Annotated in this window: 12 protein-coding genes; 9 read left to right on the top strand and 3 right to left on the bottom strand. The window is 67.8% G+C overall.

Annotated elements, in window-relative coordinates; genetic code table 11:
* Positions 1-79: 79 nt before the first annotated feature.
* The 3 genes from CKW06_RS23235 to CKW06_RS23225 are packed head-to-tail and all read left to right on the top strand — an operon-like array spanning position 80 to position 5,634.
* Positions 80-1,549, top strand: a complete 1,470-nt coding sequence (locus CKW06_RS23235; RefSeq protein ID WP_005411693.1) for a DUF3375 domain-containing protein — start codon at positions 80-82, stop codon at positions 1,547-1,549.
* Positions 1,536-2,237 (top strand): DUF4194 domain-containing protein, encoded by a 702-nt coding sequence (locus CKW06_RS23230; RefSeq protein ID WP_005411692.1) that lies wholly within the window; start codon positions 1,536-1,538, stop codon positions 2,235-2,237. The genes CKW06_RS23235 and CKW06_RS23230 overlap by 14 nt, the downstream gene beginning before the upstream one ends.
* 16 nt (positions 2,238-2,253) lie before the next feature.
* Positions 2,254-5,634, top strand: coding sequence for an ATP-binding protein (locus CKW06_RS23225; protein WP_024958382.1), 3,381 nt, complete (start codon positions 2,254-2,256; stop codon positions 5,632-5,634).
* A 268-nt stretch (positions 5,635-5,902) separates the two neighbouring features.
* Here CKW06_RS23225 and CKW06_RS23220 read toward each other — a convergent pair whose 3' ends face one another.
* Complete coding sequence (locus CKW06_RS23220) at positions 5,903-6,682, bottom strand: sulfite exporter TauE/SafE family protein (RefSeq protein WP_024958383.1); 780 nt, start codon at positions 6,680-6,682, stop codon at positions 5,903-5,905.
* 102 nt (positions 6,683-6,784) lie between these two features.
* On the opposite strand from CKW06_RS23220, the gene CKW06_RS23215 reads away from it, so the two are divergent.
* Positions 6,785-7,177 carry a YchJ family protein gene (locus CKW06_RS23215; protein WP_005414942.1) on the top strand — a complete coding sequence of 131 codons (393 nt, stop codon included), beginning with the start codon at positions 6,785-6,787 and terminating at the stop codon, positions 7,175-7,177.
* Between the two features lie 3 nt (positions 7,178-7,180).
* Here CKW06_RS23215 and CKW06_RS23210 read toward each other — a convergent pair whose 3' ends face one another.
* Complete coding sequence (locus tag CKW06_RS23210; RefSeq protein ID WP_024958384.1) at positions 7,181-8,461, bottom strand: GGDEF domain-containing protein; 1,281 nt, start codon at positions 8,459-8,461, stop codon at positions 7,181-7,183.
* Positions 8,462-8,611: 150 nt separating this feature from the next.
* On the opposite strand from CKW06_RS23210, the gene egtB reads away from it, so the two are divergent.
* The 5 genes from egtB (at position 8,612) to CKW06_RS23185 (ending at position 13,938) form a co-directional block, all read left to right on the top strand.
* Positions 8,612-9,883, top strand: coding sequence for an ergothioneine biosynthesis protein EgtB (gene egtB / locus CKW06_RS23205; protein WP_024958385.1), 1,272 nt, complete (start codon positions 8,612-8,614; stop codon positions 9,881-9,883).
* Positions 9,880-10,854, top strand: a complete 975-nt coding sequence (egtD, locus tag CKW06_RS23200; protein ID WP_024958386.1) for an L-histidine N(alpha)-methyltransferase — start codon at positions 9,880-9,882, stop codon at positions 10,852-10,854. Before egtB ends, egtD begins: the two co-directional genes overlap by 4 nt.
* Before the next feature lie 84 nt (positions 10,855-10,938).
* On the top strand, positions 10,939-12,207 hold the full coding sequence (locus CKW06_RS23195; RefSeq protein WP_024958387.1) for a lytic murein transglycosylase: 1,269 nt from the start codon (positions 10,939-10,941) through the stop codon (positions 12,205-12,207).
* A 40-nt stretch (positions 12,208-12,247) separates the two neighbouring features.
* Complete coding sequence (locus tag CKW06_RS23190; protein WP_024958388.1) at positions 12,248-13,114, top strand: D-hexose-6-phosphate mutarotase; 867 nt, start codon at positions 12,248-12,250, stop codon at positions 13,112-13,114.
* A gap of 50 nt (positions 13,115-13,164) precedes the next feature.
* A complete protein-coding gene (locus CKW06_RS23185) occupies positions 13,165-13,938 on the top strand; it encodes a DUF2628 domain-containing protein (RefSeq protein WP_005411683.1) in 774 nt (257 codons plus the stop codon).
* 6 nt (positions 13,939-13,944) lie between these two features.
* Here the strand turns inward: CKW06_RS23185 and CKW06_RS23180 are convergent, their stop codons facing one another.
* Positions 13,945-15,132 carry a benzoate/H(+) symporter BenE family transporter gene (locus tag CKW06_RS23180; RefSeq protein WP_005411682.1) on the bottom strand — a complete coding sequence of 396 codons (1,188 nt, stop codon included), beginning with the start codon at positions 15,130-15,132 and terminating at the stop codon, positions 13,945-13,947.
* Positions 15,133-15,599 lie beyond the last annotated feature (467 nt).

Here is a 15,599-nt window from a genome sequence, read left to right as displayed (position 1 = left end):
CCGGCATGCCCACGGCTGTCCACGCGGCAGCTGTGCATGGCGGTTTGTCCCTGTCAGCCCTACAGACTTCTTTCGCTGCATGAAGCATCGCGAACGCATTGCCCGTTACCGCCACCTGCGCGAACAGCCCCAGTGGAAGCTGCTTGCCGCCGACCACGCTCCGGAAATCATCGGCCTGCTGCAGGGCCTGCTGATGGACGGCGAGCGCACGTTGCCGTCCTCGGTACTGAACGAGCGACTGCAGCGCGCGCTGGACCAGCTGGCCGGCGATGAACTCTCGCGCGAGCTGCCGCGCACCGCGCAGGCCTACATCGCGCACTGGCTGGCCCAGGGCTGGCTGGAACGCCGTCTGCCCGAAGGCGCCGACCAGGAGCAGTACGAGCTGGCGACCGCGGCACTGCAGGCGATCCGCTTCGCCGACGGCCTCGAGCAGGCCCGCGTGGCCGCCACCGAAAGCCGCCTGGCGCTGGTCATTGAACAGCTCTCGGCGCTGGCTGCGCAGACCGAAGCCGATCCCGATGCGCGCCTGTCCGCGCTGCACGACGAGCGCGACCGCATCGATGCCGAAATCGCCCGGGTCGGCACCGGCCGCGTGGTTGCGCTGGACGGCAAGCGCGCGCTGGAACGCACCCGCCAGATCATCGGCCTGGCCGACGAGCTGACCGAGGACTTCCGCCGCGTGCGCGATGACTTCGAGCAGCTCAACCGCGATTTCCGCGAACGCATCATCGACGACGAGGGCGAGCGCGGCGATGTGCTGTCGCAGCTGTTCGAAGGTGTGGATGTCATTGGCGAAAGTGACGCCGGGCGCAGTTTCCAGGCCTTCTGGCGCCTGCTCAACGACGCCGAACAGAGTGCCCAGCTCGATGCCGCGCTGGAAGCGGTGCTGGCGCGCGGCTTCGCCCGCCGCCTGGACCGCAACGAACGCAACTTCCTGCGCAGCTTCACCAGCACCATGCTCGAGCGCGGTGGCCAGGTGCACGATGTGCTGCAGAACTTCGCGCGCAGCCTGCGCGGCTTCGTGCAGAGCCGTGGCTACCTGGAACAGCGCCGCCTCAACCAGTTGTTGAAGCAGGCGCAGTCCGAAGCGCTGGCCCTGCGCGACGAATTCCCCGCACAGCGCGGCATCGGCCGCGACCTGCAGCTGACCACCAGCCGCCTGCGCTCGTGGTCGCAGTGGAAGCTGCATGATCCGCGCAGCGCCCAGGTCGACGGCAATGTCGAGTACAACGACGCGGCCGCGATCAGCCTGGAGAGCGTCGGCGACCTGGTCGCTTCGTCCGAAATCGACTTCCGCACCCTGCGCCGCGACCTGCACGACCTGCTCGATGCACAGCCGCGGCTCAGCATCGCCCAGGCCCTGTCGCAGCGCGAGGCGCCGCAGGGTCTTGGCAGCGTCATCGGCTATCTGTCGCTGGGCACGCGCTTCGGCAACGTGGTCGCCGGCGAGCAGGAGCTTGCGCAATGGCGTGGTGGCGACGGCCAGGTCCGTCGCGCCCGCATCCCGCTGGTTTGGTTCACCCAGGAGAGACGCCATGAGCTGGCATGAAGATCCCATCGACGCAGCGCAGGCCGACGTGGCGGAAGACGCCTACGAGGCCGAACCGGTGGCGGCCGTGGCGCAGCCCCGCCGTGGCAACGACGTCTATTACCTCGGCGACACCGGGCGCCTGCCGCTGGATGCGCGCCGCGCGCTGTGCCAGCTGCTGATCGGCCCCAGCATCGACCAGCTGCGCCACGCCAAGCTGTGGCCGGCACTGATCCGCAGCGAAGCGGCCATCCGCTCGTCGCTGGCGGACCTGTTCCTGGAACTGGTGCTCGACCGTGACAGCGGCGTGGCGTTCACCCGCCAGGCCGATACCGAAGACGTCGACGCGCCGGTGCTGCTGCGCACCTCGCCGCTCACCTTCATCGACTCGGTGCTGCTGCTGTACCTGCGCCAGCAGCTGGCCGAAGCCGATGCGCGCGGCAACCGCGCGGTGGTCGCCGATGCCGAAATGGCCGAAGCACTGGCCATCTACGAAAAGAACCTGTCCACCGACCGCGCCGGCTTCAACCGCCGCGTCGCCTCGGCGGTGCAGAAGATGAAGGACAACCACATCCTGACCCGCCTCAGCGGCCAGGAAGACCGCCACGAAGTCTCGCCGGCGCTGAAGCTGCTGTTCTCCGCCGAAGACGTGTCCCAGCTCTCGGCGGTCTACCGCCAGCTGCGCGAAACCCCGGCCGCCGAGGCCTGAGAGACCCGACCATCGCATGGCTATCTCCAAGCACACTCCCGCCCTGTTCAACGAAGGCCTGCCGGACCCGCGCCTGCAGCAGTTCCGCATGCGCCGCCTGCAGGTGCACAACTGGGGCACCTTCAACGGCCTGACCGAAGTGCCGATCGCCGAGCGCGGTTTCCTGTTCGTCGGACGTTCCGGCTCGGGCAAGTCGACACTGCTCGATGCCATGTCCGCGCTGCTGACGCCGCCGGCCATCGTCGACTTCAACGCTGCTGCGCGTGAAGCCGAGCGCAGTGGCCGCGACCGCAACCTGGTGTCCTACGTGCGTGGCGCGTGGGCTGACCAGCAGGACAGCGGCACCGGCGAAATCGCCACCCAGTACCTGCGCAAGGGCGCCACCTGGACCGCACTGGTGCTGGAATACCGCGCCGGCGATGGCCGCGTGGTCAGCCTGGTGCGCCTGCTGTGGATCTCCGGCAACGGCACCTCGGCCGGTGACGTGCGCAAGCACTACATGATTGCCGAGCGCCCGTTCGACATCGCCAAGGATCTTGGTGGGTTCGACCTGGACCTGCGCAAGCTCAAGCAGAAGCTGTCCGACCTGCACCACTTTGACACCTTCTCCGGCTACGCCGAGCGCTTCCGCGACCTGCTCGGCATCGACAACGAGATGGCGCTGCGCCTGCTGCACAAGACGCAGTCGGCGAAGAACCTGGGCGACCTCAACGTCTTCCTGCGCGACTTCATGCTCGACACGCCGAAGACCTTCGACGCCGCCGAGCGCCTAGTCAGCGACTTCGCCGAGCTCGATGGCGCGCACCAGGCGGTGGTCACCGCCCGTCGCCAGGTGGAGACTCTGCTGCCGGCACGCGCCTACTACAACGACCTGAAGGAAATGCACCGCCGGCGCGGCGACGACGAAGCCCTCAAGCTCGGCGTCGACAGCTTCCGTGAAAGCCGCCGCCAGGCGCTGATCGAAGCGCGCCTGCGCGAGATGGACGTGCGTGACCGTGGCCTGCTCGGCGAAGAAGCCCAGCGCCGTGCCGCACTGGACAATCACACCGAGCGCCTGGCCGAACTGGAACTGCAGCGTCGCCAGCAGGGCGGTGAGCGCATTGAAGAACTGGAACGCGAGCAGGGCCGCGCCGAAGCCGAGCGCGACCGCCGCCAGGCCAAGCGCGAGCAGGCAAGCCTGGCCGCGCAGCAGCTGGGGGCCGAACTGCCGGACGACGCACACGGCTTCGCCGAACTGGTCGAGCGCGCACAGAACGAGCTGCAGGACCGCCAGCGCGCCTCTTCGGCGCTGGACGATGCGATCAGCGATCGCCTGGGTGGCAAGCGCGATGACGAGCGCCGCTTCGGCGAAGTCCGTGCGGAACTCGAAGCGATGCAGCGCACGCCCTCCAACATCCCGGCGCCGATGCAGAAGCTGCGCGCGCGCCTGGCCGAGGAAACCGGCATCGCTGAAGCGGCGCTGCCGTTCGTCGGTGAACTGATCCAGGTCCGCTCGGAAGAGCAGGGCTGGCAGGGTGCCATCGAGCGCGTGCTGGGTGGCTTCGCGCTGTCGCTGCTGGTCGACGACAAGCATTACAACGACGTCGCCGAGTGGGTGAACCGTACCCACCTGGGCATGCGCTTCACCTACTACCGCGTGCGCCGCAACGATGATGCGTTCGCCCGTGAGCCGTCGGCGAAGTCGCTGCTGCACAAGCTGGAACTGCGCGAACACGTGTTCGACAGCTGGCTGCGCCGCGAGCTCGGCAAGCGATTCGACTACGAGTGCGTGGATGCCAAGCAGCTGCGCAACGTCGACCGCGGCATCACCCGCGAAGGCCAGGTCAAGCATCCGGGCGACCGTTTCGAGAAGGATGACCGCAGTGCGGTGGGCGACCGCCGTCGCTGGATCCTCGGCTTCAACAACCACGACAAGGTGGGCGCCTTCGAGCGCGAAGCTCAGGAACTGGCCAAGCGCATCGCCAGCTGCGAGACCGACATCGCGCGCCTGCGTGGACAGCGTGACCGCGACAACGAACGCCGCCTGGCCTGCCACGAGCTGGTCAGCATCAGCTGGAACGAGATCGACATCGCCGCCCCGCAGCAGCGCCTGAGCGACATCGAGGCCACGCTGCGCGACCTGCGCGAAGGCAATGCCGACCTCGCCAAGCTGGCCAAGCAGATCGACGCCGTGCGCGCCGACATTGAGCAGGCCCGCCGCACCTATGAAGACGTCCGCGTCGAGCGCGGGCAGCTGGTCAAGGAACGCGACCGCCTGGACCGCGCGCGCCAGCAGAGCCGTGCGCTGGTGCTGCCGAGCCTGGCCCAGGAGCAGGAAGCCGGCCTTGCCGAGCGCCTGCAGGAGCAGGGTCCGCTCAGCCTGGAAACGCTGGAAGCGCACATGCGCCAGGTCAGCAACGCGCTGAACGAGCAGCTGTCGTCCTCGCAGCAGGACCTCAACCGCATCGAGAACCAGTTGATCGGCTGCTTCCGTCGCTTCATCCAGCAGTGGCCGGAGGAATCGGGCGACTTCACCGTGTCGGTGGCCTCGGCCGAGGACTTCCTCGCACGCCTCGAACGACTGGAGCGCGATGGCCTGCCGCAGCACGAAGAGCGCTTCTTCGATCTGCTGCAGAACCAGAGCAAGAACAACCTGCTGGCCCTGCAGCGCCACAGCGCCGAGGCCCGCAAGTCGATCGGCCAGCGCCTGGACGAAGTGAACGCCAGCCTGGAACAGGTGCCGTTCAACCGCGGTACGCTGCTGACCATCGAACTGAGCGACCGTCGTCTGCCGGAAGTGGGCGAGTTCCAGCTGCAGCTGCGCGAAGTGCTGTCGCAGCAGCAGACCGAGCAGCGCGAGCTGGCCGAATCGCAGTTCACCGTGCTGCGCCAGCTGGTCAACCGCCTGGGCTCGCAGGAAGGCGAGGACAAGCGTTGGCGGGAGCTGGTGCTGGACGTGCGCATGCACGTGGAGTTCATCGGCGTCGAGCTGGATGCGGAAACGCGCCAGCAGGTCGAGATCTACCGCAGCGGCGCCGGCAAGTCCGGTGGCCAGCGCCAGAAACTGGCTACCACCTGCCTGGCCGCGGCGCTGCGCTACCAGCTCGGCGGTGCTGACAGCCAGCTGCCCAGCTACGCCGCAGTGGTGCTCGACGAAGCCTTCGACAAGGCCGACAACGAGTTCACCGCACTGGCAATGAACATCTTCGACAACTTCGGCTTCCAGATGGTGGTTGCCACCCCGCTGAAGTCGGTGATGACGCTGGAACCGTTCATCGGCGGCGCCTGCTTCGTCGAAATCAGCGGTCGTCACGACTCCGGCGTGCTGCTGATCGAGTATGACGAGGAAGGCAAGCGCCTGAAGCTGCCAGAGCGCAGCCGCCAGCAGGCCAACGAACCGGAAGAAGCCGAGGCCTGACCTGGCCGATTGAAGGGGAACGCCGGCCAGCGGCCGGCACTACATGGGCGGGGTTCATGACCCGATCGGATGGGGATGCCGGCCAGCGGCCGGCACTACCCATGGGCGGGGTTCATGGCCCGATCGGATGGGAATGCCGGCCAGCGGCCGGCACTGCCCATGGGCGGGGTTCATGACCTGATCGGATGGGGATGCCGGCCAGCGGCCGGCACTACCCATGGGCGGGGTTCATGACCCGGTAGTGCCGGCCGTTGGCCGGCAACCGCGTTCACGCAGCGCGGAACGTATCCCACGCCATCCGCGCGATCAGCACCACCACCAGCCCCACGAACAGCTTGCGGATGAACGGCGTACCGCCCTTCAGCGCCAGGCGCGTGCCCACCACCGAACCGATGATGTTGGCCGCCGCCATCGGCAGCGCGAACAGCCACAGGATGTTGCCGGTCGGCACGAAGAACGAGATCGCCGCCACATTCGTCGCCAGGTTCACCACCTTTGATGCCGCCGAGGCGCGCAGGAAATCCAGCCCGAAGAAGCGCACGAACAGGAAGATCAGGAAGCTGCCGGTGCCCGGCCCGAAGAAGCCGTCGTAGAAGCCGATCGCCGCACCGATCGCCAGCGCGATCACCAGTTCGCGGCGGCCGATCTCCTGTGGCCGGTGCAACGCGCCGAAGTCCTTCTTCCACAGCGTGTAGGCCAGCATCGCGACCAGCAGCACCAGCACCAGTGGGCGCACCGCGTCCTTGGGCAGCAGGCTTACCGCGGTGGCGCCGGCGAAGGAGAAGATGAAGGCCGTGCCGGCCGCGAACAACACCGGCTTCCACGGGAAGCGCACGTTGCGCGCATAGCGCCAGGCGGCCGCACCGGTACCGCACATCGAACTGAACTTGTTGGTACCAAACAGCATCGCCGGCGTCTGCTGCGGCAGCACCGTGAACAGGCCAGGCAGCTGCACCAGCCCACCACCACCGACGGCGGCATCGACCAGCCCGGCGATGAAGGCGATGACCACCAGCCACCACAACTCAGGGGGAACCAGTTCCAGCACGGCGATCAATCGATATGGGGGCGCGACAGCATACGCCTGTCCTGCACTGGTTGACCGGTGCCCCGCGTGGATCCATCCGCACAACCCGGCGACAATGTCCGCATGAGCCGAAAACCCACCGATCCCTGCCCCTGCGGCCTTCCCGCCGAGTACGCCGCCTGCTGTGGCCGTTTCCATGCCGGTGAGGCCGCCCCCGATGCCGAGCGCCTGATGCGATCACGTTACAGCGCCTATGTGCGGGGGCTGGCGGACTATCTGCGCCAGAGCTGGCATCCGGATACCCGTCCGGCCGAGTTGTCGCTGGATGATGCGCCCGGCCAGCGTACGCATTGGCTGGGCCTGACCGTGCACGAGCACACTGTCACCGGCGCCGACAGCGCCGAAGTGCGCTTCACCGCCCGCTACCGCGTGGGCGGCGGCAGCGCGGTGAAGATGGCCGAGCACAGCCGCTTCCTGCGCGTCGACGGCCGCTGGTACTACCTCGACGCGGTGTGAGCCTCAGCCGCCGCGTGCCGCCAGCACGCGCTGGCCGGCATGCGCGCGGACCTGGTTGCGGCCACCGTCCTTGGCTGCGTACAGCGCCTGGTCGGCGGCCTTGATCACTGCCGCTGGCCGCTCATCCACGCGGCTGTCTGCCAGCCCGATGCTCACCGTCACCTGCACCGTCTGCCCGCTTCCGCCGCGTCCTCGCTGCCGGCGCCCCGTTTCATCGTCGCGGCTGCGTGTGCTCCGGTCGCGCAGCTGCATGCGGGTGTCCTCGATGGTCTGCCGCAGCGCCTCGACTGCATCCACGCAGGCCGCTGCGGGACGATCCAGGAACACCACCGCGAACTCCTCGCCGCCATAGCGGAACGCCCGGCCACCATCGCCCACCCGGCCCAGGCGCGAGGCCACCAGGCGCAGCACATCGTCGCCGGTGTCGTGGCCGTGGGTGTCGTTGAACGACTTGAAGTGGTCCACGTCCACCATCGCGATGCTGTAGGTGCCGCGCGCCCGCTGCAGGGTCTCATTGAAGGCGCGGCGCCCCGGCAGGCCGGTCAGCTCATCGCGGAAGGCCATATGGAAGGACTCCTGCAGCATCGCGCCCAGCATCAGCAGCAGGGCCGCGCTGGCCAGTGCCGGCAGTAGCACCGGCTGCAGGAACACCCGTGGCAGCATCCACCACAGGCACAGCAGGGCCAGCAGCATCGCCGTGTGCAACGGGCGCGGATGCCGCCAGGCCTGCCAGCCCAGCGCGGCGGTTGCCAGAAGGAACAGCAGCGCTGGCAGCTGTGCCAGCGCGTTCCAGTCGGCCGGAATCCAGCTCCAGTGGCGGTTGGACAGCAGATCGTGCATGCCCCGGGGTTGCTGCGTGGCCAGTAGCAGGAAGATCATCAGCGCGGTGCCACTGGCAACACCCCGCAGCAGCAGGTCGCGGCGGCGGCGGCCGCGCTCGGGCCACAGTGCCAGGCCCGCGAACAGCAAGGGCAACCAGGCCGAAATGGCATGGAAGCGCAGCGGTGTCAGCGCCGTGACATGGCCGCTGTGCAGATAGCCGCCCACGTCCTGGTGCAGCAGCGCGAACATGACCGCCACCACCAGCAGCAGGCAGAGCGTACGCACCTGGTGGTAGAGCAGGGCAAGGCCGGCGCCGAGGCAGGCCAGCAGCCAGGGCAGGATGCGTTGGGCCGGACTGGCAACGTCTTCGTTGCCCAGTGCTGCCCACAGCACCACGGCAACCAGCACGGCGGGCAGCACGAACAGGTAATGCGCAGGCTGGCGGAGCGGATGCAGGGGCAAGCAGGAATTCCAGCGCGGTGACGACGCGGCCGCAGCATTGCCGTTAGCGGCGTTCGCACCGGCTTCTTGAATGCGGGATGGTCACGCATGTGAACGCGTTGACGTCGAACGATGACATCGCACTCACCCTGTTGCGCAGATGCTGCCCGGATGGACAGCGTAGCCACCGCCGTCGCTGCCCCGCAGCGCGATCTCGCCCGCCAGTACGCATGTGTGCGGAACCGCAGCATGCACCTGGCAGCCCCCCTCAGCGCCGAAGATGCCATGCTTCAGAGCATGGCCGATGCCAGCCCGAGCAAATGGCACCTGGCCCACACCACCTGGTTCTTTGAACGCTTCGTGCTGGCCGGCTTCCCACCCGCACCGGCGCATGACCCTGCCTGGGACTACCTGTTCAACAGCTACTACAAGAGCCTCGGCCCGGCGCATGCCCGGCCGCAGCGTGGGCTGCTGTCGCGGCCATCGCTGCAGCAGGTGCGCGACTACCGCCAGCAGGTCGATGCACAGGTGCAATCGCGGCTGGCGGCAGGCGACCTTGATGAGCAGGCACTGCAGCACCTGCAGTTGGGCCTGCAGCACGAACAGCAGCACCAGGAACTGCTGCTCACCGACATCAAGCACGCGTTCTGGTGCAATCCGTTGCAGCCGGCCTACCGCGCGGACCTGCAGCCTGCAACCAGCGCTGCCAGTGCGCAGGGCTGGATCGAGTCGCCCGAGCGCATCGTCACCATCGGCGCCGCAGCCTGGCCGCAGCACACCGCCTTCGCCTACGACAACGAATCGCCGGCGCATCGCGTGCTGCTCCCCGCGCACGCACTGGCCGAGCGCCCCGTCAGCAATGCCGAGTACCGCGCCTTCATCGACGCCGGCGGCTACCGCGAACCGCGCTGGTGGCTCAGCGAAGGCTGGGCGCTGCGCGAAGCCGAGGGCTGGCAGCACCCGCTGTACTGGGATGACGCCCTGCAGCGCGAGTACACCCTGGGCGGTTGGCGCGAACTGGATCCGCATGCGCCGGTCTGCCACCTCAGCTACTACGAGGCCGATGCCTGCGCCCGCTGGGCCGGTGCGCGCCTGCCCAGCGAGTTCGAGTGGGAGGCTGCCGCCGCAACGCTGCCGCCTCGCGGTCATTTTGCCGATGACGATCGGCTGCACCCGCAGGCTGCAGGGGGCAGTGGACTGCGTCAGCTGTTCGGCGATGTATGGGAATGGACCCACAGCGCGTATGGCGCCTACCCGGGCTTCCGCCCTTTCGCCGGCAACCTCGGTGAATACAACGGCAAGTTCATGTGCGGGCAATGGGTGCTGCGCGGTGGCAGCTGCGCCACGCCGCGTGGCCACGTGCGTGCCAGCTACCGCAACTTCTTCATGCCCCCGGCACGTTGGCAGTTCTCCGGGCTGCGCCTGGCCAGGGACCTCGCATGAGTACGGTGCACGACGCACTGCAGGCGCTGACCGATCTCACCCCTGGCCGCCAGCAGATCCTCACCGACGTGGTGGCCGGGTTGTCGCGCACGCCGCGCCAGCTGCCGTCCAAGTACTTCTACGATGCGCGCGGCTCGCGCCTGTTCGAGCAGATCACGCAGACCGCCGAGTACTACCCCACGCGCACCGAGCTGGCCCTGCTTTCACGGGTACTGCAGGACATCGCCCGAAGCGTCGGGCCGCATCTGCACGTGGTGGAACTGGGCAGCGGCAGTGGCCGCAAGACCGCGTTGCTGCTGGCCGCCCTGCACGACCCGGTGGCCTACACGCCGATTGAAATCTCGCGTGCCGCGCTGCTGTCCAGCATCGACCATCTGGCCCCGGCGCTGCCCGAGGTGGAGATGCTGCCGGTCTGTGCCGACTTTACCCGTCCCGTCGCCGTACCCATGCCCGAACGCGACCCCGCGCGACGGCTGCTGTTCTTCCCCGGTTCCACGCTGGGCAACTTTGAAGGCGAGGACGCGGTCGCGCTGCTGCGCGCGATGCGCCAGACCATGGGGCGTGATGGCCTGGCCCTGGTCGGCATCGACCTGCACAAGGACCCGGCGTTGATCGAGGCGGCCTACAACGATGCGCAGGGCGTCACCGCCGCATTCACCCTGAACCTGCTGGCCCGCCTCAACCGCGAGGTCGGCAGCGACTTCGATCTGCAGGGCTTCCGTCATCGTGCCCGCTACAGCGTCGCGCGGCTGCGCATCGAGACCGATCTGGTCAGCCAGCGGGCACAGGACGTCCATCTGGATGGCCGGACCTTCCATTTCGAGGCCGACGAACCGATCCGCGTCGAATACAGCCACAAGTACACCGACGAGAGCTTCGAAGCGCTGCTGCGGCCGGCTGGCCTGCAGGTCATGCAGCGCTGGGATGCTGAAGGCCCGGCCTATGGCCTGCGCCTGTTGCGTGCCATCTAGGGCGGACGGCCAGCCGGTACCGCTTCAGGTTCAGCAGCACCGCTACCCCTAAGATGGCCGTGCAACGGCAACACGGAGGACGCCATGCCCATTCTGACCACGCTCGGCCTGGCGGCCGCTCTTGCCTCGGCGCCGACAGCGCCCGCCGCGCCTGCCGGCGACATGGATCCGGCGTTCAGCCGCTGCCTGTCGGGCCTGCAGGCCACCGCTGCGACACAAGGCATCAGTGCCGACCGTTTCAACGCGATCACCGCCGGCCTCACCCCGGACCCCACCGTGCTCGGCCTGCTCGATGCACAGCCCGAATTCACCACGCCGATCTGGGACTACCTGGCCGCGCTGGTCGATCGCCAGCGCGTGGCTGATGGCCGCGCCCTGCTGCAGCAGCACCGCGACCTGCTCGATCGCGTGTCGGCGCAGTACGGCGTCGATCCGGCCACCATCGTCGCGGTCTGGGGCGTGGAGAGCGACTACGGCCGCGTGTTCGGCAAGCGCCCGCTGCTGCAGTCATTGGCCACGCTGTCCTGCGCCGGCCGTCGCCAACCCTTCTTCCGCGGTGAACTGCTGGCGCTGCTCAAGCTGATCGACCGCGGCGACCTGCAGGCCCACGGGCTCACCGGCTCCTGGGCCGGTGCCTTCGGGCATACGCAGTTCATGCCCAGCACCTACGCCCGTATCGCGGTCGATGGTGATGGCGATGGCCGCCGCGATCTGGTCGGCAGCATTCCTGACGCGCTGGCCTCCACCGCCAACTATCTGAAGCGTGCCGGTTGGCGCAGTGGCGAACCGTGGGGCATGGAAGTCCGTGTTCCCGCCGGCTTCAACGCCAGCCAGGCAGGCCGCACCCAGCGTCGAGCCCTGGCCGACTGGCGTGCGCAGGGCGTGACTGCGCTGGATGGCAGCGTGTTGGCTCCGGCCAACCTGCCGGCGGATGCGCGCGCCGCGCTGCTGCTGCCGGCCGGCAACAAGGGCCCGGCATTGCTGGTGTTCCGCAACTACGACGCGATCTACAGCTACAACGCCGCCGAAAGCTATGCGCTGGCGATCGCGACGCTGGCTGACCAATTGCGTGGTGGCAACGGGTTGGCCACCGCCTGGCCGACCGATGACCCGGGCCTGGGCCGCGATGAGCGCCGCCAGCTGCAGACCCTGCTGCTGGCCCGCGGCCACGATATCGGTGCCGCCGACGGCATGATCGGTACCGCCACGCGCCGCGCGATCCAGGCCGAGCAGCAGCGCCTGGGCTGGAGCGAGGTGGACGGCCGCGCAGGCCAGCGCATCCTGCGCACGCTGCAGGAAGAGGCGGCCGCCATCGCACCCGCTGGGCAGAAAGCCTTGCCGGCGGCACGTTGACCGCGACATCATCGCCGCGGTCTTCAAGGAGCGTCATCGCATGCAGTCGAATCCGGACATCAGCACCGGCCTGTATCACGGCCTGGAGGCCTGGCAGGTGCGAACCGCCAACGCCACGGCGGTCGTCAGCGTGTTCGGCGGCCAGCTGCTGTCGTTCATTCCTGATGGGCAGCCCGATCTGCTGTGGCTTTCGCCCACGCGCGCCGAGCTGCCCACGCCCATCCGCGGTGGCGTCCCGGTGTGCTGGCCGTGGTTCGGTCGCCAGGGCCAGAGCGCCGATGTACCGGCGCATGGCCTGGTACGTACCGCGCGCTGGGAGCTTCTGCAGGCCAGCCAGCGCGATGATGGCGAGGTCGAGCTGCAGTTGGCGCCTGCGCCCAGCGCCGATCGCGGCCTGCGCCTGCAGATGCAGCTGCGCATTGGCCGCCAGCTGCGCCAGCAGCTGGTCACCGAGAACACCGGAACCTCGCCGGTGACCTTCACCCAGGCCCTGCACAGCTATTTCCGGGTGGGCGATGCCAAGCGGGTCGAGGTCGAGGGCCTTGACGGCCTGCAATACCTGGACAAGTACGAGGACTATGCACAGCTGCGCCTGCAACAGGGACCGTGGTCATTGCGCGATCCGCGTGATCCCGGTCGCAGCGATCGCATCTACACCGGTGCCAAGGGGCACTATGTACTGCGCGATCCGGTCCTGCAGCGGCGGATCGAGATCCGCAGCGAAGGCAGCCAGACGCTGGTGGTCTGGAATCCGGGTGCCGAGGCGGCAGCCAGGATGGCCGATGTCGGCGAGGGCTGGCGCGATTACGTATGCCTGGAAGTGGCCAACGCAGGCCCGGAGCAGATTACGCTTGCGCCGGGTGCGCGCCATCAGCTGGTGCAGACCCTGGGCAGTACCGCGCTGTAGGCGCGGACAACGATTTCAGTTTGTCGATGCAGGTAGCAAGGACGGAAAACATGCAGGAAGCACAATGGTGGTACGCCAATGGCAGGCAGAGCAGTGGGCCGGTGGATCTGGCCGGTCTTCGCCAGCTGCAGCAGGAAGGGACGGTTACGGCGCGCACCCTGCTCTGGTGCGAAGGCATGCCCTCATGGCGGCCGTTGGCGGAACTGGAGCAGGCTTCCACCCCCGTCGAGGTGGCTCCGGCCCTGGATATCGACGCAGCCCCTGCGGTTGAGGGCATCGCGCCGGATGTCGGCGATCCGTCCGATCCCTATCGTGCGCCGGCCGCCGCACCGGACAGGGCTGCGGCTGCCGGGCTGGAGGGCGAGATGGCCTTGTACGCCAGCGTGGTCGGCGGCAACTTCCCGATCTATCGCCAGCGCTGGCGGCTGGATCAGGGCGTTGCCACGGGCAGTGGCACCTGGCATTGGCCGGCCTTCCTGCTCGGGCTGATCTGGATGATGTACCGCAGGATGTACCGCCTGGCGGCGATGTGGGCTGGCCTGCTGCTGCTGATCAGCGTGGTGGAGACCTGGCTGGATGTGCCGGATGGCCTGTCGCTGGTCATCACCTTCGCGCTGAGCATCACCACCGGCATCTTTGGCAACAGCTGGTACCTGGCACACTGCCAGCGCCTGATCGCCCAGGCCCGTGCCGTCACCGGCGACGATGATGCACGGCTGCGCAGCGAGCTGACCGCGCGTGGCGGCACCAGCGTGGTCGCCACACTGATCGCCATCGTCATCGCGGTGGCGCTGAGCATCGTCGGCGCAGCATTGGCCGGGTAGGGTGGGTCAGCGGTCCTGACGGGGCCGCAGCACCAGCAGGCACAGCGCACCGGCCACCAGGCCCCAGAACGCCGAGCCGATGCCGGCCAGTGAGACGCCCGAGGCGGTGACCAGGAAGGTGACCAGTGCCGCCTCGCGGTCCCGCTCTACCGCCAGCGCACTGGCCAGGCTGTTGGCGATGGTGCCGAACAGCGCGATACCGGCCACGCAGGCCACCAGCTCCTTGGGGAAGGCAGCGAACAGTGCGGCTACGGTGGCACCGAACAGCCCGATGACGATGTAGAAGGCACCTGCCGCCATGGCGGCGGTATAGCGTCGTGCCGGGTCCTCATGGGCATCACGGCCCATGCAGATCGCGGCGGTGATTGCCGCCAGGTTCAGCGCGTACGCACCGAACGGCGCCAGTAGTGTATTGACCACACCGATCCAGCCGATCAGCGGCGACACCGGGGCGTCGTAGCCGGATGCCCGCATCACCGCCACGCCCGGAATGTTCTGCGAGGCCATGGTGACCACGAACAGGGGCAGGGCGATGCCGGCCACCGCGGTCCAGGACAGGGATGGGGTCACCCATTGCGGTACCGCCAGTTGCAGCTGCACCTGCTGTGCGTGCAGCAGGCCACGGCTGGCCGCAATCGCGATGCCGACCAGCAGGGTGGCGATGACCGCATAGCGCGGGAACAGGCGGCGTCCGGCCAGCCACGTGGCGAACATGGCCAGCGCCAGTACCAGCTGGGTGTTCATGGCCACGAACACGTCCAGACCGAAGCGCAGCAGCACCCCGGCCAGCATGCCGGCGGCCAGCGCCATCGGTACCCGTTGCATCAACCGGGCGAAGATGCCGGAGAAGCCAGCCAGCATGCCCAGAACCGCAGCGAGCAGGAATGCGCCGGTGGCCTCGGAAAGAGATGCGCCGCCGGCACCGACCACCAGCATCGCCGCGCCCGGTGTCGACCATGCGGTCACCACCGGTACCCGATAGCGTAGTGACAGCCCGATGCAGGTGACACCCATGCCCAGTCCCAGTGCCCACATCCATGAGGCGATCTGCGCCTGGTTGGCACCGACAGCTTGTGCAGCCTGGAACACGATGACGGCCGAACTGGCGAAGCCGACCAGCACAGTAATGAAGCCGGCAACGAGGGCCGGTACTGAAAGGTCGCGCCACCACGCTTGCCGCACCTGCATGTTCATTGCCGTCTCTCCACTGTGCATCCGTGCATTGATAGCCCTTGTGGCGTTGACCGCGCAACGCGCGGTCAACGCCACAGTGATCTTCGAGCGTATGCCATGCGTGACGTTGCCTTGGTTCTGTCATCACCCTGCAAAAAAATGCTTGACGAAATCTGCAGGATCTCTAGAATTCGCTCCCTTGCTGCAGCGCACCGCTTCTTCGGAAACGGCACGCAAACAGCAACGCCACCACCGACGAACGAGATGATCGAACGAAGGTGTTGACGGACTCGAAAAGTCCGGCATAATAGGCGGCTCGCAACGACGAAAGGCCTTCGGGTCCAACGCCGAAGCAGCATCGGCAACAACGTCCACCCCGGTGAGACGGCCTTAAAAAAAGGTGTTGACGAAGCGGAAAAGCCGGCTATAATGGGCGGCTCGCTACGAAGGAAACTTCGCAGCACACGGGAACGGCGCTGAGGCCACTT

The organism is Stenotrophomonas maltophilia (assembly GCF_900186865.1).
Lineage (GTDB): Bacteria > Pseudomonadota > Gammaproteobacteria > Xanthomonadales > Xanthomonadaceae > Stenotrophomonas > Stenotrophomonas maltophilia.
This window is presented reverse-complemented; position numbering and strand designations above follow the sequence as displayed.

Excerpts from the sequence above, each read along its gene's own strand:
- CKW06_RS23235 (WP_005411693.1), top strand. The coding sequence starts at position 80 with ATGAAGCATCGCGAACGCATTGCCCGTTACCGCCACCTGCGCGAACAG.
- CKW06_RS23230 (WP_005411692.1), top strand. The coding sequence starts at position 1,536 with ATGAGCTGGCATGAAGATCCCATCGACGCAGCGCAGGCCGACGTGGCG.
- CKW06_RS23225 (WP_024958382.1), top strand. The coding sequence starts at position 2,254 with ATGGCTATCTCCAAGCACACTCCCGCCCTGTTCAACGAAGGCCTGCCG.
- CKW06_RS23215 (WP_005414942.1), top strand. The coding sequence starts at position 6,785 with ATGAGCCGAAAACCCACCGATCCCTGCCCCTGCGGCCTTCCCGCCGAG.
- egtB (WP_024958385.1), top strand. The coding sequence starts at position 8,612 with ATGGACAGCGTAGCCACCGCCGTCGCTGCCCCGCAGCGCGATCTCGCC.
- egtD (WP_024958386.1), top strand. The coding sequence starts at position 9,880 with ATGAGTACGGTGCACGACGCACTGCAGGCGCTGACCGATCTCACCCCT.
- CKW06_RS23195 (WP_024958387.1), top strand. The coding sequence starts at position 10,939 with ATGCCCATTCTGACCACGCTCGGCCTGGCGGCCGCTCTTGCCTCGGCG.
- CKW06_RS23190 (WP_024958388.1), top strand. The coding sequence starts at position 12,248 with ATGCAGTCGAATCCGGACATCAGCACCGGCCTGTATCACGGCCTGGAG.
- CKW06_RS23185 (WP_005411683.1), top strand. The coding sequence starts at position 13,165 with ATGCAGGAAGCACAATGGTGGTACGCCAATGGCAGGCAGAGCAGTGGG.
- CKW06_RS23180 (WP_005411682.1), bottom strand. The coding sequence starts at position 15,132 with ATGAACATGCAGGTGCGGCAAGCGTGGTGGCGCGACCTTTCAGTACCG.